Origin of the sequence: Sunxiuqinia indica (genome assembly GCF_009847015.1) — a bacterium.
GTDB classification, from domain to species: domain Bacteria; phylum Bacteroidota; class Bacteroidia; order Bacteroidales; family Prolixibacteraceae; genus Sunxiuqinia; species Sunxiuqinia indica.
The window spans coordinates 276,616-298,198 of the sequence record NZ_WVEM01000001.1 but is presented as its reverse complement, the minus strand read 5'-3'; the positions used below and the strand labels follow the sequence as shown (position 1 = coordinate 298,198).

The 21,583-nt window shown below is 37.8% G+C and carries 19 protein-coding genes; 12 read left to right on the top strand and 7 right to left on the bottom strand.

Going from position 1 to position 21,583, the window contains the following annotated elements:
• The first annotated feature begins 415 nt into the window (after positions 1-415).
• The gene (locus GR929_RS01155; RefSeq protein ID WP_159517076.1) at positions 416-922 is read left to right on the top strand and encodes an RNA polymerase sigma factor; all 507 of its coding nucleotides are present in this window, start codon (positions 416-418) and stop codon (positions 920-922) included.
• A 111-nt stretch (positions 923-1,033) separates the two neighbouring features.
• Positions 1,034-1,582 (top strand): DJ-1 family glyoxalase III, encoded by a 549-nt coding sequence (locus tag GR929_RS01150; protein ID WP_159517075.1) that lies wholly within the window; start codon positions 1,034-1,036, stop codon positions 1,580-1,582.
• Between the two features lie 5 nt (positions 1,583-1,587).
• Here the strand turns inward: GR929_RS01150 and GR929_RS01145 are convergent, their stop codons facing one another.
• Together GR929_RS01145 and purL are read right to left on the bottom strand one after the other, a co-directional pair.
• Positions 1,588-3,627, bottom strand: a complete 2,040-nt coding sequence (locus GR929_RS01145) for an ATP-binding protein (protein WP_159517074.1) — start codon at positions 3,625-3,627, stop codon at positions 1,588-1,590.
• Between the two features lie 135 nt (positions 3,628-3,762).
• The gene (gene purL / locus GR929_RS01140; protein ID WP_159517073.1) at positions 3,763-7,452 is read right to left on the bottom strand and encodes a phosphoribosylformylglycinamidine synthase; all 3,690 of its coding nucleotides are present in this window, start codon (positions 7,450-7,452) and stop codon (positions 3,763-3,765) included.
• Between the two features lie 197 nt (positions 7,453-7,649).
• On the opposite strand from purL, the gene GR929_RS01135 reads away from it, so the two are divergent.
• Positions 7,650-8,147 carry a YkgJ family cysteine cluster protein gene (locus tag GR929_RS01135; RefSeq protein WP_159517072.1) on the top strand — a complete coding sequence of 166 codons (498 nt, stop codon included), beginning with the start codon at positions 7,650-7,652 and terminating at the stop codon, positions 8,145-8,147.
• A 3-nt stretch (positions 8,148-8,150) separates the two neighbouring features.
• On the opposite strand, the gene GR929_RS01130 is transcribed toward GR929_RS01135, so the two are convergent.
• The gene (locus GR929_RS01130) at positions 8,151-9,296 is read right to left on the bottom strand and encodes a helix-turn-helix domain-containing protein (protein WP_159517071.1); all 1,146 of its coding nucleotides are present in this window, start codon (positions 9,294-9,296) and stop codon (positions 8,151-8,153) included.
• A gap of 176 nt (positions 9,297-9,472) precedes the next feature.
• Between GR929_RS01130 and GR929_RS01125 the strand changes: the two genes are divergently transcribed.
• The 5 genes from GR929_RS01125 (at position 9,473) to prmA (ending at position 15,298) form a co-directional block, all read left to right on the top strand.
• Positions 9,473-12,229, top strand: a complete 2,757-nt coding sequence (locus GR929_RS01125) for a glycoside hydrolase family 2 TIM barrel-domain containing protein (RefSeq protein ID WP_159517070.1) — start codon at positions 9,473-9,475, stop codon at positions 12,227-12,229.
• A gap of 297 nt (positions 12,230-12,526) precedes the next feature.
• Positions 12,527-12,874, top strand: coding sequence for a DsrE family protein (locus GR929_RS01120; protein ID WP_159517069.1), 348 nt, complete (start codon positions 12,527-12,529; stop codon positions 12,872-12,874).
• Positions 12,875-13,002: 128 nt separating this feature from the next.
• A complete protein-coding gene (gene tpiA / locus GR929_RS01115; RefSeq protein WP_159517068.1) occupies positions 13,003-13,761 on the top strand; it encodes a triose-phosphate isomerase in 759 nt (252 codons plus the stop codon).
• A 132-nt stretch (positions 13,762-13,893) separates the two neighbouring features.
• Positions 13,894-14,364 (top strand): hypothetical protein, encoded by a 471-nt coding sequence (locus GR929_RS01110; RefSeq protein ID WP_159517067.1) that lies wholly within the window; start codon positions 13,894-13,896, stop codon positions 14,362-14,364.
• 103 nt (positions 14,365-14,467) lie between these two features.
• The gene (gene prmA / locus GR929_RS01105) at positions 14,468-15,298 is read left to right on the top strand and encodes a 50S ribosomal protein L11 methyltransferase (RefSeq protein WP_159517066.1); all 831 of its coding nucleotides are present in this window, start codon (positions 14,468-14,470) and stop codon (positions 15,296-15,298) included.
• Between the two features lie 7 nt (positions 15,299-15,305).
• On the opposite strand, the gene GR929_RS01100 is transcribed toward prmA, so the two are convergent.
• The 3 genes from GR929_RS01100 to GR929_RS01090 all read right to left on the bottom strand — a co-directional run bounded on the left by GR929_RS01100 (position 15,306) and on the right by GR929_RS01090 (position 17,273).
• On the bottom strand, positions 15,306-16,028 hold the full coding sequence (locus GR929_RS01100) for a DUF3307 domain-containing protein (RefSeq protein ID WP_159517065.1): 723 nt from the start codon (positions 16,026-16,028) through the stop codon (positions 15,306-15,308).
• Positions 16,029-16,034: 6 nt separating this feature from the next.
• Positions 16,035-16,685 carry a hypothetical protein gene (locus tag GR929_RS01095; RefSeq protein ID WP_159517064.1) on the bottom strand — a complete coding sequence of 217 codons (651 nt, stop codon included), beginning with the start codon at positions 16,683-16,685 and terminating at the stop codon, positions 16,035-16,037.
• An 87-nt stretch (positions 16,686-16,772) separates the two neighbouring features.
• Positions 16,773-17,273, bottom strand: coding sequence for a metallophosphoesterase family protein (locus tag GR929_RS01090; RefSeq protein WP_159517063.1), 501 nt, complete (start codon positions 17,271-17,273; stop codon positions 16,773-16,775).
• A gap of 106 nt (positions 17,274-17,379) precedes the next feature.
• Here GR929_RS01090 and GR929_RS01085 point away from each other — a divergent pair, with 106 nt between their 5' ends.
• The 4 genes from GR929_RS01085 (at position 17,380) to GR929_RS01070 (ending at position 20,444) form a co-directional block, all read left to right on the top strand.
• The gene (locus GR929_RS01085; protein WP_159517062.1) at positions 17,380-17,874 is read left to right on the top strand and encodes a SixA phosphatase family protein; all 495 of its coding nucleotides are present in this window, start codon (positions 17,380-17,382) and stop codon (positions 17,872-17,874) included.
• 75 nt (positions 17,875-17,949) lie between these two features.
• Entirely contained in the window at positions 17,950-18,651 is a 702-nt protein-coding gene (locus GR929_RS01080) for a 16S rRNA (uracil(1498)-N(3))-methyltransferase (RefSeq protein ID WP_159517061.1), read from the top strand.
• 111 nt (positions 18,652-18,762) lie between these two features.
• Positions 18,763-19,698, top strand: a complete 936-nt coding sequence (locus tag GR929_RS01075) for a DUF368 domain-containing protein (protein ID WP_159517060.1) — start codon at positions 18,763-18,765, stop codon at positions 19,696-19,698.
• On the top strand, positions 19,695-20,444 hold the full coding sequence (locus GR929_RS01070; protein ID WP_159517059.1) for a shikimate dehydrogenase family protein: 750 nt from the start codon (positions 19,695-19,697) through the stop codon (positions 20,442-20,444). Before GR929_RS01075 ends, GR929_RS01070 begins: the two co-directional genes overlap by 4 nt.
• Positions 20,445-20,476: 32 nt before the next feature.
• Here the strand turns inward: GR929_RS01070 and GR929_RS01065 are convergent, their stop codons facing one another.
• Positions 20,477-21,493: a zinc-binding alcohol dehydrogenase family protein gene (locus GR929_RS01065; RefSeq protein WP_159517058.1), complete on the bottom strand. Its 1,017-nt coding sequence runs from the start codon at positions 21,491-21,493 to the stop codon at positions 20,477-20,479.
• Positions 21,494-21,583: the final 90 nt, after the last annotated feature.

Here is a 21,583-nt window from a genome sequence, read left to right as displayed (position 1 = left end):
ATCCAATGCGTCCAAAAGAAACAATTATCACAGGTTCTGCATGATCGTTGAGCATGGGAAGGTAGTTCTTTGATAAACAAATGATGCACAAAAAGAGACTATGGAAAATTCACAATAGTAGTTTTCCATTAAAAATTGGGACGAAAATCTTCTGAAAGGATTTTAAAATACAAAACGAAAAGAATAATTCATAGTTAATCCAAATAAAAATAGATTGTTTTACGACAGCTACAAAACGTCAAACATTTTTATGTAAATGTCGTATCTTAACATTAACTGCTTATAATCAGCATGTATCAATTTTCTTTATCACAAATAAATAAAATCGAACAATAAAAGACCCCTAAATCCTTTATATAAAGGGGTTGTTTATTTATATTTGTTCTAAACAATAACTCATTTAAAACACGCTGCCATGACACAAGTTCAATTTAACAACGCACTTTTAGGACTGCAAGACAAACTCTTGTATTATGCACTTAGTTTAACTGCAGATCAGGAAAAAGCACAAGATCTTTTACAAGAAACCTTTTTGAAAGCGCTTACTTACCGTGATAAATTTACGCAGAACACAAACTTTAAAGCGTGGATTTATACCATCATGAAAAATACCTTCATTAATAACTACAGAAGGAATGTGAAAGCCAAAAGCACCTTTGATGGAGCAAATAACGATTTTCATTTAAAGTTTTCAAAAGACAAAATTTATCCATCGCCGGATTCATTTTACAGTTCTAAAGAAATCATTAAAAATATCAACGCCCTTGAAAAGGAATATAAAGTTCCATTTAAAATGTTTTTGGATGGTTATAAATATAAAGAAATTGCAGACAAACTCAGCCTTCCGTTAGGAACAGTAAAAAGCCGCATTTTCTTTACAAGAAAAAAATTAGAAAAAGCTTTAAAAGAATATGCTATCTAGTTGATCGCTATAAAATGATTAGATCAGTTAAAAAATGGTTCGCAATTGCGGATCATTTTTTTTATTTTTAATCGAAAGTAAAATACGAATCACGAAAAAATAGAAACTGACATGACAAAAATAGCTGTACATTTTGCAACCGGATTTGAAGAAGTTGAAGCAATAAGCATTGTTGATGTATTAAGAAGAGCAGAGCTGGATGTTATTATGGTTTCCATGACCGATACAAAAACAGTTGTAGGCGGCCATCAGATCCCTATCGTTACTGATATCCTATTTCCGGAGCTCGATTATTCAACTATTGACGTAATTGTATTGCCTGGAGGAATGCCTGGGGCGACAAATCTGGATAATCATAAGGGCTTGCGAGAACAAATCCTGCAGTTTAATAACGAGAAAAAACTATTGGGTGCAATATGTGCAGCACCGCTTGTGCTTGGGCATTTAGGAATATTGAAGGGACGGAAGGCTGTTTGCTATCCTGGTTTTGAGAATGAACTACATGGAGCTGAAGTTTTAAAAGATCCGACGACCGTTTCTGACAACATCGTCACGGGTCGCGGAATTGGCGTTGCTTTAAAATTTGGCCTTGCGCTTGTCAAAGAAATAATGCATGCCGATAAAGCAGAAGAATTGTCCAAGGCCATGTTAGTTGAGTAGCTGAATCAGGAATGGCCGCTAGTGCTCGGAAGTGTAAAATAGAAACGGCTGCCTTGACCAAGCACGCTTTCACCCCAAATGCGGCCTCCATTCTTCCTGACAAATTCGCTACAAATAACCAGCCCCAAGCCTGTGCCGTCTTCCTCATGGGTTCCCCTCCGTTTTACTTTCGATTCAATTTGAAATAGCTTATTCAGGTCGTCAGGACTAATTCCCACTCCGGTATCTTCAACACAAACAGTTACGGTCTCCTTTTCTGATTTCAAAACTGTTTTTACCTGTCCTTTTTCATTCGTGAATTTAATGGCGTTATTCAACAAGTTTCGCATAACTGTTTCAATCATCATCGGATCTGCATAAACAGTAACTTGTTCAGGCATTTCTGAAATTAACTGAATATTTTTTTGCGCTGCAACTGGCAATAGCAAGTGTTCAATACCTTCATAAATATCGCGAAAATTGAGTTCCTGCGGAATATACTCCAATCGGCCCGTTTGGGAGCGGGACCAATCCAATAAATTTTGTAACAATCGGGAAATAGAATTGCTTGAATTATAAATATCTGAAGCATATTGCTTTCTTTCAATGTCTGAAAAACGATCATATTCCTTATGTATCAAATAGGCATACCCCATTACGGAGTGAAATGGATTTTTGAGGTCGTGTGCAATTATTGAAAAGAATTTATTCTTAGAAGCATTTAATACTTCAAGCTCTTTGCGCTGTTCTTCAATCTTCAAATTCTTCAAACGCAACAGATCATTTATCCTTCTCTTATTTAAGTATGCAACTGACACAAAAAATATTGCAGCTACCAATACCAAAATCAAAATAATCCCAAAAGCCCGAAGTTCCTTATCACGCTTTATTTGCAGTTGATCAATTTCTCGTGATACGCTTAATCGCTCAATTTCTGCCTCTTTTTGCTGGGTTTCATATTGTTTTTCAAGCTCAGCAACTTGATTTTGACGTTCTTCCTGACGCAAGGTATCCTGATATTGATCATGCATCTTAAACGCATGATAGGCCTCTTCAATTCGCCCTTGTTCTTCGTAGGTAAGAGCCAGGTCCTGATAATTAAGTTGCTTCAAATAATATTCGTAATCGTCAGCTAGCTGCAAACTTTTATAAAATGTATTGATCGCACTTTCATACTGACCAAGTTCGCGATAAGCGCCACCCAATCCTTCAAGCGCAAAAGCCTCGCTTCGACTATCACCCAACTCACCAAATACGTCAACTGCCCTCTCATAAAAATCCAGCGCTAGCTCCATACTATCTTTTGTATTTAGATAGATGTTTGCAATATTATTAAGTGCAATGGCCTCTCTTTTCTTATTTTTCAATTCCCGAAATAAAAACAAGGCTTTATTGTAATACACCTTCGAAGAATCATATTGCTCCAGATTATAGTAACCGACACCAACACCATTGTAATTAACAGCCAAACTTGTTTTTTTACCAACCCTTGCATTAATTTCTGCTGCCAGTTCATAATGATGTATAGACTCTTCAAAGTCGCCAATCCTCGTAAAAACCATGGCTAGGTTTGAATATACCCGAGCTTCATCTTCTGCTGAATTTTGCTTTGAAAAAAGATTTAATGCCTGATATAGATTTTCTGCGGCCTTATTGTATTCTCCAAGGTAATAATAAACCAAGCCAATAGAATTCAAAGTCTCTGCAATATTCTGCACATCATTAATTTGCCGGAATATTTCCAAGGCTTCTGAATAATTTTTTAAAGCCAGTGGATAGCTATCATAATAGTAGTAACACTCCCCTCTCAAGTATAAAAACCGTGATTCGAACAAAGGAGCATTAATCGAATCAGTAATAGCAATCGCCTTATTCGCTACTTCCAGACATTTGGTGCTATCTTCACGCACATAGCGCTGCGAAAAATCCAACATTTGACTTAGCTTCTCCTCAGCACTCACATCCGTCTGAATAGACAAAAGGCTATCCACATCATCTTGACTAAATGCAAGGTGAAATATAAAAAGGAAAATAATATGAAGCCCACTTCTTTTAACCATTTGCATAAGATGCGAATTGCAAATATGTCAATTTTTATTGAATCACCGTTCAAAAAAAGGTAAATGAATTGAATAAACAGCTATTGAATAAGAACATGTTAAGCAAAAAAAGGGCTCTTTGCACAAGAGCCCTTTGATAATCTATTTTGAATACTTCTTAATCCATTCCCGAGCATTTACAAATGCTTCAATCCATGGAGCTACTTCATCCTTTTTACGGTCGGCCGGATAATAAGGCCAATGCCAAGGTTTAAAGGCTCTTTCAAGGTGAGGCATCATGGCTAAATGGCGGCCATCTTTCGAGCAAAGAGAAGCCGTATTGAGATCTGATCCATTGGGATTTCCAGGATAGAAGTCATAGCTATATTTATAAGGAATATGGTATTGATCTTCGGCATAAGGCAAACTAAATTTTCCTTCACCATGAGCAATCCAAACACCGAGTTTCATTCCGGCCATTGAGTTCAGCATGACTGAGTCATTCTCCGCAATTTCAACATTTAGGAATGCTGATTCGAACTTGTGTGATTCGTTATGCAGCATCTTTGGCATTTTTTCGTGTTCAGGATAGAGCAAGCCAAGTTCCACCATCAGCTGGCAACCATTACAAACTCCCAAACTCAAAGTATCTTTTCGCTTGTAGAAATTTTCTAAAGTTTGTCGAGCTTTCTCGTTATATTTAAAAGCACCGGCCCAACCTTTTGCAGATCCAAGAACATCGGAATTAGAAAAACCTCCAACAAACACAATCATGTTGACATCCTCTAAGTTTTCTCGTCCGGAGATCAGGTCGGTCATGTGAACGTCTTTCACATCCAGCCCAGCCAAATACATCATATATGCCATTTCTCGATCACCATTTACTCCTTTCTCCCGAATAATAGCAGCTTTTACACCACTTGGAGTTCGGCGGTTTAAATCAATACCATAGTCAGCAGCTTTACCAGTAAAGTTTTTGAAATCATAGTCCAGTTTATTGTTTTTATAGTTTTTGAAACGCTCCAGTGCCAGTTTTTCGCCACTTTGTTTGCGATCCATCAAATAGGAAGATTTGAACCATAATTCTCGTAACGAATCAATATCTAAATCAAAATCAGCTTCGAAGTTTTTAATCGTAAAAGCTCGTTTTTCAGCAGGTTGTCCAATTTTTACAAATTTCACTCCTGTTTCGCTCAGTTTCGCTTCCACTACTTCAGAATCAGCTGCCTGAATTACAATTCCCGGGTTTTCGTTGAAGAAGACCTTTGCACTGTCTCTCTCGCCCAAACCAGTTAAATCCAGGTTCAATCCTGTTTCATTGTCACTAAAACACATTTCGAGCAGCGTTGTGATCAATCCACCGGAAGCAACATCATGTCCGGCCAAGATCAATTCTTCTTCGATTAAACTTTGAATGGAATTGAATGCTTTTAAGAAATATGCAGAATCGGCTACTGTTGGCGCTTCTTGTCCAAGTTTATTTACGATTTGCCCAAAAGCACTACCTCCTAAAACCAGGGGAGTAGAAGAAAAATCGATATAATAGAGCGGCTTGCTTGCATCGTTCACAGCAACAGGCTCAACAACTTTTTTCACATCGGTTACTTCGCCCGAAGCTGAGATAATTACTGTTCCCGGTGAATAAACCACATCGTTCTTATACTTCTGAGTCATTGACATGGAGTCCTTTCCGGTTGGGATATTTACCCCTAAAGCACATGCAAAATCACTGGCTGCTTTTACTGCCTTGTAAATACGTGCGTTTTCGCCGGGATTTTTTGCAGGCCACATCCAGTTAGCGCTCAACGAAACGCTCCTCATCTTATCGGGCATTGGAGCCCAGATAATATTGGTTAACGACTCAGCAATCGAAAGGATTGAACCACTTTCAGCATTGACCATTGCTGCAACGGGCGCATGACCAATCGTTGTTGCAAGACCGCTTTTGCCTTGGTAATCGAGAGTTATGACACCTACATTATTCAACGGAAGGTGCAATTTGCCTGCGCCTTGCTGTTTTGCAATTCTACCGGTTACCGAGCGGTCAACTTTATTGGTCAACCAGTCTTTACATGCTACCGACTCCAATTGCAAAACATCTTCCAGGTACGATTCTATTTTTTCCTGATCGTAAGCCAATTCAGCAAAATTGGCTTTCTCTGTTGTATCTGTTAAAATTGTTTTTGGTGGATTACCGAACATATAAGCCAGTTGCCAGTCAATTGACTTTTCGCCTGTTTTTGAATTTTCGAACGTAAACTGCATATCACCAGTCGTATCGCCAATCACATACATTGGCGAGCGTTCTCGATCTGCAATCTTCTTCAACAAATCAACATGCTTCTCACTCATCACCAAGCCCATGCGCTCTTGCGACTCGTTACCGATAATCTCTTTCTGTGAAAGAGTTGGATCGCCTACTGGCAATTTGCTTGTGTCAATTTTACCACCAGTCTCTTCAACCAACTCCGATAGGCAATTCAGGTGACCTCCAGCACCATGATCGTGAATAGAAATAATTGGGTTGTCATCTGACTCGGCCAATGCACGAATGGCATTGTAGGCACGTTTCTGCATTTCCGGGTTCGCACGCTGAACAGCATTCAACTCGATCGCGTTTTTAAATTCACCGGTAGCCACTGAAGAAACAGCTCCACCACCCATTCCAATGCGATAGTTATCACCACCAAGCAATACCACTTTGTCGCCTACGCCTGGTTTATCTTTTAAACTGTCTTTTTTAGCACCAAAACCGATACCTCCGGCTAACATGATTACTTTGTCGTAACCATATTTTTTATGATTCTCAAAATGCTCAAAAGTCAATACAGATCCGGTAATCAACGGCTGACCAAATTTGTTTCCAAAGTCACTGGCTCCATTCGACGCCTTAATCAATATTTCTTCAGGTGTTTGATACAACCACGGACGCTCCTCAGTAGCTTCCTCCCAATTGCGGGCTTCTTCAGTTCGCGGATAAGAAGTCATATAAACGGCAGTTCCGGCAATCGGCAAACTACCTTTTCCTCCGGCAATTCGGTCGCGAATTTCGCCTCCGGTGCCTGTTGCAGCACCATTAAAAGGCTCCACCGTAGTTGGAAAATTATGAGTTTCGGCTTTCAACGAAAGTACAGTTTCAATATCTTTTACTTCAAAATAATCAGGCTTATCCTGCGTTTTTGGAGCAAATTGCTCAACAACTGGTCCTTGCACAAAGGAGCAATTATCTTTATACGCAGAAATAATTTTATTTGGATTTTCTTTTGATGTTTTTTTAATCATCTGGAAAAGTGACATTTCCTGCTCAACCCCATCAATGATAAACGATCCGTTGAAAATTTTATGACGACAGTGCTCCGAATTTACCTGAGAAAAACCGAATACTTCACCATCAGTCAACTTGCGATCCATCTTGTCTGAAACCGACTCTAAGTACTTGATTTCATCTTCGCTCAATGCCAAACCTTCTTGCTCATTATAAGCTGCAATATCATCAATTTCAATGATTGGATCCGGCTGCTTGTCGATTGCAAAAATGTTTTGTCCCAAAGATTCATACAACGCTTTAAGCATTGGGTCATATCCGGCAGAACGATCAGGAACTTCAATAAATTCTTCCAAACGTACAATACCATTGAGCCCCATGTTTTGGGTAATTTCAACTGCATTGGTACTCCAGGGAGTAATCATTTCTTTTCGTGGGCCTACAAAATACCCTTCTAAAAAATCGCGGTCAACCAAGGTTGCATCACCAAACAACCAGCTCAGTTTTTGTATGTCTTCATCCGAAAATGAGACGGATGTTTGAACGGCTACAATGCTGTTCTGGAGGGTTTTAAAGAATAAAATCATATTGAATCGGTTAATGATTAAATGACATGTTGTAAAACACGGCACAAAGATAAAAATTACTTCAGAAGAAATAGTCTAAACCTGTCGAAAACCGCTTGAATGTGAATAATAAGAAGCGATTGTTAATAGATTTTTGAACGACTTAGCAAGATTCTTTATTTCACTGGTTCTAATTAAATCGACTACTTTTGCCACTCATGAAAAAGCAATTTGACAATTATCACGAGCTCAAAGATCAGATTGATCTGTTGACAGAGAAGTTATCTGATACACATAAAAATCACATGGTCTGCAAAAAAGGTTGTGATTTATGCTGCATGGACTACAATGTTTTTCCTGTTGAATACAATTCAATAAAAATGAAGATTGAAAATGAGCCTATAGACTTTCAAGAATCTACTGATGGAAGTTGTATTTTCCTGAAAGATCACGCCTGTCAGATATATGAACATCGCCCAATTATTTGTCGTACACACGGTCTACCACTACTTTTTATGAATGAAGAACAGTGGGAACTGTCAGCTTGCGAACTAAACTTTACCGATTTTGATGACGAGGATTTTTCTGCGAAAAATACGTTCCCTCAAGATAAATTCAATAGCGAACTATTCATAGTTAATAAAAATTACATCAAAGAAAATAATCTGCTACATTCCGAATTTGACCTGATTCCACTAAATAAACTACGCGACTGAAACTTATTTTATATCCAACCTGATTAACTCCATGGTATACCCCGTCCGTTCCCAGCCACTGACTTTAAAAAGAGCCGCAAAATCTTTTTCAAGTAAGTGTTGTCGATCATAAAAGGCTGCGACGGAATCCTTGTCTGTGAAATACTCCACCATCCGAATCACGCCAATATCGTTATCAGAAAGAAACATAACAATGTCATTATTAACAGGACCATGCATTTTAGCCACAATTGTATAATCAACAATCTGTTTCCCTGATCTTGACTGAAAAGTTTCATTGTCATTGTTGGTGAGATCTCTTCGGGTTATTTTCCCACCGATAATCTCATAATTTGGAAAGTAATCTGTAAATACATTTTTCAAAAAGCCCATGGTCTTGAACTGGCCGACATAAACCAGGCTCCCAGTATTAATTTTTGACTTATCCCATTCTGAGTTTAACAACAAATCAAAAGATAATTCGTGATCTCCAAAATACAGACTCAACATCTTTGCACTGTATGGTCCCATTTTCGTTACGTATGGATATTGATTGGGAACCATTTGAGAAGCTTGTTCCGGATGTTGCTGCAGGTGTTGCGAAAAGTCTTGCTCTGAGTTTATTGAAAAATCCCTGAATGTTCCGAATCCTCCTGTTGGCAAGTTGGATTCAATGGTAAAATGATCACCAATCAATACAGTTATTGAGAATTTTTCTTCTAAAAAGCCTTCCCAGAAATCACTTGAAGGTTCTTTTCTAAAGAGTAAAAAAGCCACAATAAAAAAAAGAATTAAAACTAAAAAACCGACAACAATTCCTGGTTTACTGAATAATGACTTTTTCTTTTCAACATCTTTAAAAATAACCCGGTACTGCCCTTTTTCAATCTGAAAAATGACCTTATCATTTTGTCCTTCCGTTTCATAATAGGCAGATAGTTTCTTTCGCAGATTGTGAACATAAACCCGAACCTTATTGTCATTTTTTACCGGGTCGTAGCTATTACCAAAAATCTCTGATCCAATTGTGGCTTCTTTCAACTTTCGCCCTTCAATAGTTGCACTAAACAATAGCGAAAGCAGCACCGTATTCACATTTGAACGTGAAAACTGATCACTTTCAAGTATCTTTTTTAATTGGTATTCGAGTTTTTGTCTTTCAGCCACCATGATTTTTGAAAAGCTTCAAATATAATTAAAAACTGTGTAATACAGACTGACTATCAAAAAGATTCAAGGATGAAAAACGTAAACTTTTAACGGTTAAAAGAACGTGATTTACGTTAAAAATAGAGTTCACAAACAATGCTAACGCTTATCTTAGTACAAAACCAATACAAAAAATAATGAAACTACTTACACTAAAACTGTTGGTGCTTTTTACAAGTATTTTATTTGCCCAAGAAACCGAAACAATCTACCTATCCGGAACTGGAGCCGAAGATGCCGTCGAATGGGAGTTTTACTGTTCTGATGGAAGAAAGTCGGGAGAATGGTTAACCATCGCAGTTCCTTCCTGCTGGGAACAACAAGGATTTGGTGACTATAATTATGGACACGATCCATTTGAAGAACGTATGAATGAAACCGGACTTTATCGATACAACTTCACTGTTCCGAACAGCTGGAAAAACAAAGAGATAACGATTGTTTTTGATGGGGTGATGACCGATGCAGAAGTTAAAATAAATGGGAAGCTGGCTGGACCAGTCCATCAGGGCGCTTTTTACCAATTTAGATATGACATTAGCAAATTGATAAAAGCCGGCATTGAAAATCAACTGGAAGTTCTGGTAAAAAAACATTCTGACAATCCATCAGTGAATCTAGCAGAAAGAAAAGCTGACTTCTGGATTTTTGGTGGAATTTTTCGACCTGTTTTTCTTGAAGTCAAGCCTAAAACCAATATCCAACGCGTTGCAATTGATGCAAAGCATACTGGTGATTTCACGGCTGATGTTCACCTCACAAATTCAAAAACCGCCTCAATTATTCATGTCGATATTCAAACACAGGATGGTGAAGTTCAAACATCAGTCAAGCAGCCGGTAACAGCCAACACCACCCGAGTTCAAGGAAATCTAAGAAACCCACTAAAGTGGAATCCGGAGTATCCAAATTTGTACTACGCTGTGTTTTCGCTGTTGGACGAAAGTGGTAAAACAATTCATCAATATACAGAGCGATTTGGATTCAGAACCGTTGAAGTCAGGGAAAGTGATGGTATTTATGTAAATGGTGTCCGTATCAAAATGAAAGGTGTTGACCGCCACACTTTCCACCCCAAATATGGCAGAACATCTTCAAAAGAACTTAGTATTACCGCTGTCAACTTAATGAAAGACATGAACATGAACGCAGTACGGATGTCACACTATCCGCCCGACAAGCACTTTCTGGATGTTTGCGACTCGTTGGGACTGTTTGTTCTGGATGAGCTTACTGCCTGGCAGAAACCATCTTATGACGATGTTGTTGGCCGAAAATTACTGGAGGAAATGATTGCGCACGACGTTAATCATCCCAGCATTATTATTTGGGCCAATGGGAATGAAGGTGGTGAAAACAATAGTTTAAATGATGACTTTGCTGAACTGGATATTCAAAAACGAATTGTAATCCATCCTTGGCAAGATTATGAAATGACAAACACCCTTCACTATTTCGACTATAACTATTTGTCAAACGATGGATTTAGCAAACGAAAAATATTATTTCCTACCGAAATTATACATGGACTTTATGACGGTGGCCATGGCGCAGGCCTGGACGATTTCTGGCTGAGAATGTGGAGTGATCCGCTTTGCGCAGGAGCTTTCCTCTGGGTTTTTGCTGATGAAGCCATTGAACGAACCGATCGAAATAATGAATTTGACACCGATGGCAATCATGCTCCAGACGGAATTGTTGGACCTTATAACGAAAAAGAAGGAAGCTTTTTTACCATTAAGGAAATTTGGTCGCCAATCTTCTTTGAGAAACGCTACATTACCCCCGATTTTAACGGTAAATTCAACATTGAGAACAGATACCTTTACACCAATCTCGACCAGTGTAGTATACAAGCAGATTGGCTAAAATTTTCTTCTCCTTCCGGACAGGTAAAAGAGACAATCGGCAAAACGGAGCATATCAACATTAATCTGACACCCGGACAAAATGGTCAAATACAAGTGTCACTTCCTGAAAACTGGCAACAATTTGACGCCCTTCGCATCACCGCCACTGATCAATATGGAAAAACGATTAATACGTGGAGCTGGCCTGTAAAGAAAGCTGCTATTAAGGCAGAGGAACTACTTAGTAAAAATTCGGTTTTAAAACCTCAGCTCGAAGAAACCCAGAGCGAACTGAAAGTGAAAGCCGGGCAATTGGAGATTTCATTTAAAAAAGATAATGGAACGATTGCTGAATTAAAAAACAATGGACTAAAAATACCACTTTCCAACGGGCCTGTTTTTGTGAGCAAGGAAAAGAAAGTAAAACATGTTAAGCATTATTTTAACGGTAACGAGTTAATCATCGCTGTTACTTTTGAAAACGATGATCATTTTACATGGACTATTAACGGTAACGGGCTAGTCGATCTTGCTGTCGCATATCAACCAGCAGATAACTGTCAGTTTGCCGGAATCTCCTTTGATTTTCCTGAAAAAAATGTCGCTGGGATGAAATGGCTCGGAGATGGCCCGTATCGCGTATACAAAAACCGCATGAAAGGTGTAAATTTTGGTTTGTGGGAAAAAGAATATAACAATACAATTACCGGAGAATCTGGCTTCATTTATCCTGAATTTAAAGGCTATCATGCCAATACCTATTGGGCCGAGATACAAGGAAAAAATTCATCTGGATTTACCGTTTATGTAGAAAGCAATGATATCTTTCTCCGAATGCTAACGCCCAATGCCCCCACTGCGCCAGCGAGAACAGAAATTGACTATCCTGCGGGAGACATTTCATTTCTGCATGGGATAAATGCTATCGGTTCTAAATTTAAAAATGCTACGAGCTTTGGGCCACAATCAAGTACATATCGGTTTAACGCGGCTAAAATTCATGGTGCCAAATTACTTATGAAATTGACCTTCGATTTCAATTAACCCGCCACTCTTTAAGGTTAAGAAAAGGATACCTCTCTTGCTTAGAGAAACCCCTTTTTCTTTTTTTTAATCTGATTTCAGAACCTTTTTGATCTGATAAAAAAATATTTTGACACCAACTAACAAATTAATTTTCAGCAAAAAGTGGTGAGTTCATTCCTTGATTTTGTTTTTGGAAAGAATAATCTTAATTTTCTTTTCAAATTCAAACCCATCCAAACTATGAAACCATTTTTTCTTATAGCAATCGCTGTTCTGCTATTTATAGTAAATAGCTTTGGCGCAAAAAACAATACAATGGAAGATAACAATAACAAACTGGCGGTACTCTGGACAAGCGGCGATCCTGAAGTTGCTGAAAAGGTGTGTTTTATGTATACCAACAATGCAAAAAAGCAAGGATGGTTCGATGAAGTGGTTTTGATTGTGTGGGGACCTTCATCAAAACTATTAGCTGAAAATAAAATGCTTCAGGAGTACATCAAAACAATGCAGGATAATGGCGTTAAAGTGCAAGCCTGCTATTACTGTGCTGATATGTACGGCGTGGTGGAAGACCTCAAGAAAATGGATATTGATGTTAAAGGGATGGGCGTTCCATTAAGCAACTATTTGAAAGAAGGTTGGCATACACTCACCTTTTAATTTGCAGGGTTTAATCTTAGGTTAAATCAAGAAAGTGGTCTTGTAATAGTTAGGTGGTTATCGACGCTTTTTCTATTTTTGGGCGATATTATTCAAAAAATAATCACTATCCCGAAAAATAAAATAACATGAGAAAAAAAGTAGTTGCCGGTAACTGGAAATGTAACACTTCAGTTCAAGAAGGTGTTGAATTAGCAAAAGCTGTTAATGAACTAGTTGCCAAAGAAGGCGCTGAAGACGTTGTTGTTGTTCTTGGAACTCCATTCACACATATTACAAGTGTAGTTGATGCAGTTGATACCAACCGTGTAGGAGTATCTGCTCAAAACTGTGCTGCCGAAGCCAGCGGTGCATACACCGGTGAAGTTTCTGCCGCTATGGTAAAGTCAACTGGTGCAGAATATGTCATTCTAGGTCACTCTGAAAGACGTGAATATTATGGTGAAACCAGTGATATTCTGAATAAAAAAGTTGCATTGACTTTAGAAAATGGCTTAACACCGATTTATTGTTGTGGTGAAGCTTTGGATATTCGCGAAGCTGGTACTCAAAAAGCATATGTGATCAATCAATTAGAAGAAACTATCTTTAACTTGAGTGCTGAAGATTTCAAAAAGTTAATTATCGCATACGAACCAATTTGGGCTATTGGAACAGGAAAAACTGCAACAACGGAGCAAGCACAAGAAATGCACAAAGATATTCGCGATGCAATTGCAGCCAAATACAGTCAGGAAGTTGCTGATGAAATTTCAATTCTTTATGGTGGTAGCGCGAAACCGAGCAATGCTCCTGAGTTATTTGCCAACCCAGATGTAGACGGAGGTTTGATTGGTGGAGCGTCTTTGAAAGCTGAAGATTTCTTAGGCATTATCAATGCTTATTAATTAAAAGAGAAAAAACACACCGAAATAATGAAGCCATCTGGAAAAACAGATGGCTTTTTTTTATTTTTATCAGTAATTATGGTATAAATAATACTTCCTTTTAAAAAAATAAATCTTAATACCAGAGGACCAATGAAATTAAATACCGATAAATTGATGGAAGAACTGCTTAAGGAATTCAAAAAGGTGGATGAATTTCGGAATAAGTTCAGGAATGATTTTATTGAAGTTTTTACTTCATTATTGCATAATCGATATCAATTAGAGAAAAATGAGAAGATGAATGAAGCGCTGATGATCATGGCTCAGCAAACCATCAGCTTTACGGAATCCATTATTGAAAAGGATCGATCATTTCCGGAATATAGAAAAGAAGAGGAACTGAAAGCAATGGATGATTTACTAGCCAAGCATCAAATACTTGAATCCTATGAAGAAGAAATTAAAAAAATTAAACAGACGCTAAATGATGTCGTTATAAATCATTATCCTACCATATACGAGTTCACTTCGTTTGGCTATCGACTGCTCGAGAAAAAAGCTCAATACCACAGTTACCAGTTTTGGTCAGGCTTTCAGCAAATGAAAATTGAAAAAGAATAAGTGCAAACGTCTTTTGTTGTGAAAGCATCATTCTAATGGGGTAAAAGACGACTTGTAAACTATTCTTTTCTATCTTCGCCCAAAATATTGATAGCCGACAAATATGAAATACACAAAAGTTAGTTTTGCAATTAATCCTGACAGTGAAACCAACCGCGAAATATTAATTGCCTACCTATCTGAACTTGATTTCGAAAGCTTTGATGAAGTGGATGATGAGGTTCATGCTTTTTCCCCAATCGGGAAAGTTACTTCTACTGATATAGAAAATTGCCTGGAGTCAGTTCCCTTCAAAGCTAGTTTTAAACTCGAGGAAATGCCCGATATTAATTGGAACGAAGAATGGGAAAAGAACTATTTTGAACCGTTATTACTTGATAAAAAAGTATTAATACGGGCTCCCTTTCATACCGAATATCCGGAAGCAATATACGAAATTATTATTGATCCGAATATGGCTTTTGGAACCGGCAATCATGAAACAACCAGTTTAATGATCAATCATCTTTCCGGTATTAACCTGAAAGGTCAGGCCGTTTTAGATATGGGTTGCGGAACAGGAATTCTTGGCATTTATGCATCGATGCTTGGAGCAAAAGACGTAACGGCAATTGATATTGATAGCTGGTCGTTTGAAGCAACAATAGAAAATTCAAGATTAAACAAAGTCAGCAATCTGCAAGCATTTATCGGCGATGCACAACTGCTAAGCGAGAAAAAATTTGACATCGTATTGGCAAACATCCAGAAAAACATCATCCTTCAGGATATTGAGAAGTATGTTTCAGTTTTAAATGAAGATGGATTACTTGTTGTAAGTGGATTCTATAAAAATGATTTAGAAGATATTATTGGGAAAGCTGCCGAACTAGCGCTGCATAAAGTTGACATCAAAGAGCAAAATGATTGGATAGCTGTTTCATTTCAGAAATAGAAACAACCTACAACATTGAATTTGCCAATAAACCGGTCATTATTGCAATTGTAAAACTTATAAAAGTACCTACCAAAACGTATTCAGACAACAGACGTGTGCCATCTTCGTTTTTAACAGAGATACGCAAAATTGATTTTGCAGCAATCAGAAAACCAATAGCCTGAAATTGTGCACCCAAAACAAATGTCAATACTAAAATGCGCTCCAAAATTCCGATCCATTTCCCTGCGTTTTGCAAACTTACCCCCATCGTCTGATGAATTTGATTCTGCCAGCGTTTAGTGGCCAGATTGATAATAATCATTGAAGGCCAGATGACAAAAATATAGGCAAGTACTACTATCAAGTTTCTCTCGTTCGATATTAAATCTGAAAACTGTGATGCTATACTTGAAGGCACACCATTTACAATAAACACAACTGCACCAATTGCCACAACATGGAAAAACTGATCAATTAAAAACCATAACAAGCTCCCTGTATTTGATGGTTTTAAATAAATCTTTGCTAAATCGATCAGGTAATGGAAAATAAATAGAAATAGTGGTATTTGCCAGGTAAAATAATCCAGCGAAAATAAAACAGAAATACTGGTTACAACAAGAATATGATAGAATAACTTTAATGACTTAACTCCATTCTTGTTTTTATCTTCTACCCACGAATTTGGCTGCAATAAAAAATCAGCAATTAGATGTGCAATTAATAGTCGAAGAAATAAAATCATTACTACTTATATTTTTTCTAAAATATCAAGATACCGTTCATTCATTTTTTCTATTAAAGTCCAGTTGGCTAGATGAATTCTATTACTAACCGACGGTTGAGACAAATTTAATATCTTGGCAATTTCAGTTTGTTTATATCCTTGAACAAGATAATAAATAACTTCAGCTTGCGCCAATGTCCAGCCTGCAAAAATCTGATCTAAAAATGCGCATGCTAACTCAAACTCCTTATTATATTCCTCATTCGTAGTTGTAATAATTAAGGTTTGCTTCTTCTTTTTCATAGCATCAAGAGCTCGTCCTGACAACACAAATGGGGGTTCCATCGACTTCCCAATATGCTTCGGAACCTCATTAACTTGTCCAACAGCCAACGATATCCTGACGTCCATTGCTGCGTTTGTATTTTTGTTCTTCACCCCTACTTCTTTCTGTTTAAAGAAAGATTTTAAATAAATACACTTTCGAAAAGCTTGTTGAGTTTCTTCAGTCATTAGTTGGAAGCTATCTCCTCGACTGGAAAGAATTGGTTCGTCACCTTTAACCAAGTAATTACTTGCTGGTTCTTCCAGTACATCCATGGTTTGCATAAATACGGATTCTTCAAACTTTGAAGAATTAATGACATCTGCTGATATTACTGCGATCCTTTGCATGTTTAAATATAGACAAAATATACTATATTTACAAACATTAGATCATTTAATCTATATTTTTAAATTATAGACTAAAAAGACTATATATCAAAACTTCGTTCTTTCAAATTCAAGTACTTCCAGATCCTGAATATTTTTACAGTCAACTGTAAATCGAATGGCGGTACAAACTTTATGAAACCCTTTATTACCAGCCGCTCCCGGATTCATGTGCAAGCAATTAATTTTCTTATCATTTATCACCTTCAAAATATGCGAATGGCCTGCTATAAAAAGTTGTGGCGGATTCGTATAGATCTGCTTTCTAATTCTGGAATCATACCGACCTGGATAACCTCCTATGTGGGTAATTAATACATCAACATCTTCACAAAAAAAACGTACGGTCTCTGGAAACATTCTACGCAAAACATGTCCGTCAATATTTCCATACACTGCTCGTAAAGGTTTTAATGCAGATAGCTTGTCTGCCAGTTGTTCATTTCCGATGTCTCCGGCATGCCATATCTCATCCACGTTTTCTAAAAACCGTACCACTCTTCTACTTAATTCTCCGTGAGTATCAGAAATCAATCCTATCTTCTTCATAAAAGGGCTATAAACTTTAATGGAAAGCAAAATTAAGCTAATTTTGAAAGAACAATTAATTTAGTAGTCAGATTTAGCAAATTGCAAATATTTTAAATCCAATAAAATGAAAAGAGTTGTTATTGTTCGTCATGCAAAAGCAGTTCCGTATGGTTACGAAGATGACTTTAACCGAAAGCTTAGAGACCGGGGAAAAAAAGATGCTAACCAAATTAGCTCAACTCTCATGGCTGAAGGAAAAAAAGCAGACTTAATTATTTCCAGTCCGGCCAAAAGGGCATTTAAAACTGCTAAAATCTATGCCGACAACTTTCACTACCCAATCGACATAATTATAAAAATTGATGATTTATACCACGGATTGACGACTCAGGAATTTCTAGATTTGATAAATGATCTTTCTGATGATATTCAGTGTGTATATATATTCGGACATAATCCGATGATGCACCAAATGAGTTACAATTTATCCAAGTCTTTTAACAGCGACATGCCAACCTGTTCAACTGTAGGGATCGATTTTGAAGTAGAAAAATGGAGCGAAGTAGATGCAAGAAATGGAAATGTATCATTCCATCTTATGCCCAGAATGTTCAGTTAGTGATATAACAAAGTCCAAAAAGCAATTTAACTTTGAAAAACAATTCCTTTCTCTATTTTTGCAACAAAGAAAACTATGCAGCTTTTTTATACGCCAGACATCAATGCAGATGACTACTGTTTAAATGAAACCGAATCGAAACATGCCGTTCGGGTACTTCGACTAAATGTAGGTGACTCCATTCAATTAATCGACGGAAAAGGAAACTTTTACGAAGCACGAATAACTGATGCTCATCCTAAAAAATGCCAGGTACATGTCATTAAAAAGGTGTGTGAGTTCGGTAAAAGAAATAATTATCTGCATCTGGCAGTAGCTCCTACAAAAAACATTGATCGATTCGAATGGTTTCTCGAAAAAGCGACAGAAATTGGAATCGATGAAATAACGCCGATTCTTTGTGAGCATTCAGAACGCAAAGTGGTTAAGCATGAACGATTGGAAAAGGTAATTGTTTCGGCTATGAAACAGTCGCTAAAAGCTTATTTGCCAAAATTGAACCACCTCACTCCTATCAACGATTTAATTAATTCAAGCAGCGAGTCGAAGAAGTTTATTGCACATTGCTACGAACTGGACAAACGTATTCTTAAGAATGAATTGGAATCCGGAGACTCAAACCTAATATTAATTGGCCCCGAAGGAGATTTCTCCGAAAATGAAGTTACTTTGGCAATCGACAAACAATTTATTCCGATTAGTTTAGGTGAAAGTCGACTCCGCACAGAAACTGCGGCAGTTGTTGCGTGCCACACAGTAAACTTGCTAAAATCATAAAAAACAGACTTCATTATATTTTATTAAAGTCAAATCCACATAAAATTTTTCACCAAGTGTTTCTTTTTCATATTTACTCACCTATTTTTGCTTGTCATCAAACACACACACATGAACCGATCGCTAAAAGAATACCTTTTAATTACTTTAAAGGGCATGGGAATGGGAGCAGCTGACGTTGTCCCCGGAGTTTCAGGAGGAACAATTGCTTTCATTACCGGAATTTATCAGGAGCTAATCGACTCTATAAAATCAGTCAACCTGCGCACGTTGAAACTATTTTTCACGGGTAAGTTCAACGAATTCTGGAGCGAAATTAATGGCAATTTTCTACTCGCAGTTGTCATCGGAATTGGCATCAGCGTATTGTCGCTGGCAAAAGGATTAAAATACCTGCTTGAAAATCATCCCATCCTCATATGGTCATTCTTTTTTGGATTGATCGTCGCTTCGGCTATTTACGTTGGGAAAGACATTAAACAGTGGAAAATTGGAACTATTATATCGATGATCGCGGGAGCAGTTATTGCCTATTTCATTACCATTGTAACGCCAGCCGAAGCCCATAGTAGTTATGCATTTGTATTTTTATCTGGTTCCATTGCCATCTGTGCCATGATACTACCAGGCATTTCCGGAAGTTTCATCTTGGTACTACTTGGCATGTATAAGTTTATACTTGGCGCTGTTTCGAGCTTTAATTTACCGGTAATAGCTGTGTTTATGGTGGGAGCATCTCTGGGAATCATCTTATTTTCGAACCTATTGAGTTGGTTATTAAAGCGCTATTATAATTTAACAATTGCGCTGTTAGCCGGTTTCATGATCGGATCGTTAAACAAAGTATGGCCGTGGAAAGAAACCGTTGAAACGTTTATTGACCGCCATGGAGAAGTAAAACCGTTAGTTGAAGAAAATATACTTCCAACAAGCTACGAAGCCATCTCCGGACTCCAACCACAGTTAGCAGGTGCAATTGGGCTTGCAGCATTGGGGTTCGCTCTTATTTTTATAATCGAAGGAATATCAAAAAAATTAAACAAATGAAGACATACGGATTAATAGGATATCGACTGGGCTACTCTTTCTCAAAAGGATTCTTTACCGACAAATTTGAAAAAGAAGGATTGAAAGAGCACGAATATGTCAACTTTGAATTGGATACGATTAGTGAGTTTCCTGCAATTTTTGAAAAGAATGATCACATTGCCGGACTGAACTGTACCATTCCTTACAAACAGGAAATCATGCCTTATTTAGATGAAATTGATGAAGAGGCAGCGCAAGTTGGAGCCATTAATACCGTAAAAATTATTCGCTCAGGGGATCAAACAAAACTAAAAGGTTTCAATACCGACATTTATGGATTTGAAAATTCCCTGATGCCAATGTTGAATAAAAAACATAAAAAGGCTCTGATTTTAGGAACTGGTGGAGCTTCGAAAGCAATCAAACACATTCTGGATAAAAACAACATTGATTATCTTTCAGCTTCTATTGAAGAGGAATTGTTCGACAAAGAAATACGCTACGAACAAATTGATGAGGCTTTACTGAAAGAGCACCTAATTATTATCCATGCAACGCCACTTGGCACTTTCCCAAAAGTTGATAATTGTCCATCAATCCCATATGAGCACATCACATCAGACCATGTTCTTTTTGATTTGGTGTACAATCCGGAATTGACTTTATTCCTAAAAAAAGGACAAGAAAAAGGAGCTTCAACAAAAAACGGATTGGAAATGCTTCACTTGCAAGCAATAAAAGCATGGGAAATCTGGAATGCCTGATTTCCCCACGCCGATGATCGATCTATTCTGAGTTAAAACTCCACCAATATTTTCAGAATCTCACCCGGAGCTTCCGACCACTGTTTCATGGCCTGCGGAGCTTCGGCTGGCTGAACTGTTTTTGAAATTAGCAATTGACTATCGAGCTGGCTATTCTTTAAGTACTTAATTACAGCCTCAAAATCAGACGGATTAGCATTTCGAGAGCCAAAAATCTGTAGTTCCTTTTGCACCCATAATTTTGTGGGGAAAGCCACATCTTCTTTGGCATAACCAATGCAAACCACACGTCCGGCAAAACCGACTTCTTCAATTGCCGAGCGATAAGTAATTGGGCTACCTGCTGCTTCAATAACAACCGTAGGACCATTGTCATTTGTGATTTCAACGAGCTCATCGTGTAGGTTTTGTTTCATCGAATTGACTAGATGAGTAGCTCCAAGTGTTTTCGCAACTTGCAATTTTTGGTCATCAATATCAACGGCAATAACCGTTGCGCCACGCAAATGTGCACGAACAATTGCACCACTTCCAATCATTCCACAACCAAACACCATTACCGTGTCAATATCGGTCACCTGCGCATTGTCAATAGCATGAAACCCAACTGTCATTGGCTCAACCAAGCCAAGCTGAACATCAGTCAACTCCTCATCAACCAACACTTTTTGCCAGGGCACCGCAATATACTCAGCCATCGCACCATCGCGCTGTACGCCAAGCGTTTCGTTGTAACGACATGCATTAAAACGTTTCTGCTTGCATGAAGAACATTGCCCACAATTGGTATAAGGAACAACCGTTACCTTTTGACCAGCTTTAAATTTTGCAGGAGCATCCTTTCCGACTTCCTGAATAATGGCCGATATTTCGTGCCCTGGAATTCGAGGATATTGAACCAACGGATTTTTTCCGAGATAGGTGCTCAAATCTGATCCGCAAAATCCCACATATTTTATTTTCAACAAAATATCTTCGTTACCCACCTGCGGCATATCGCGATCAACCACTTGCATTTCGCCGGGTTTTACTATTTCAATTGCTTTCATTCTCTTATTATTTATGTTATGCGACTCGTGTATTTCCTCATATGCTTTCTTTAAAAGCATATGAGTTTTTTTCACGGTCATTCTTTCTAT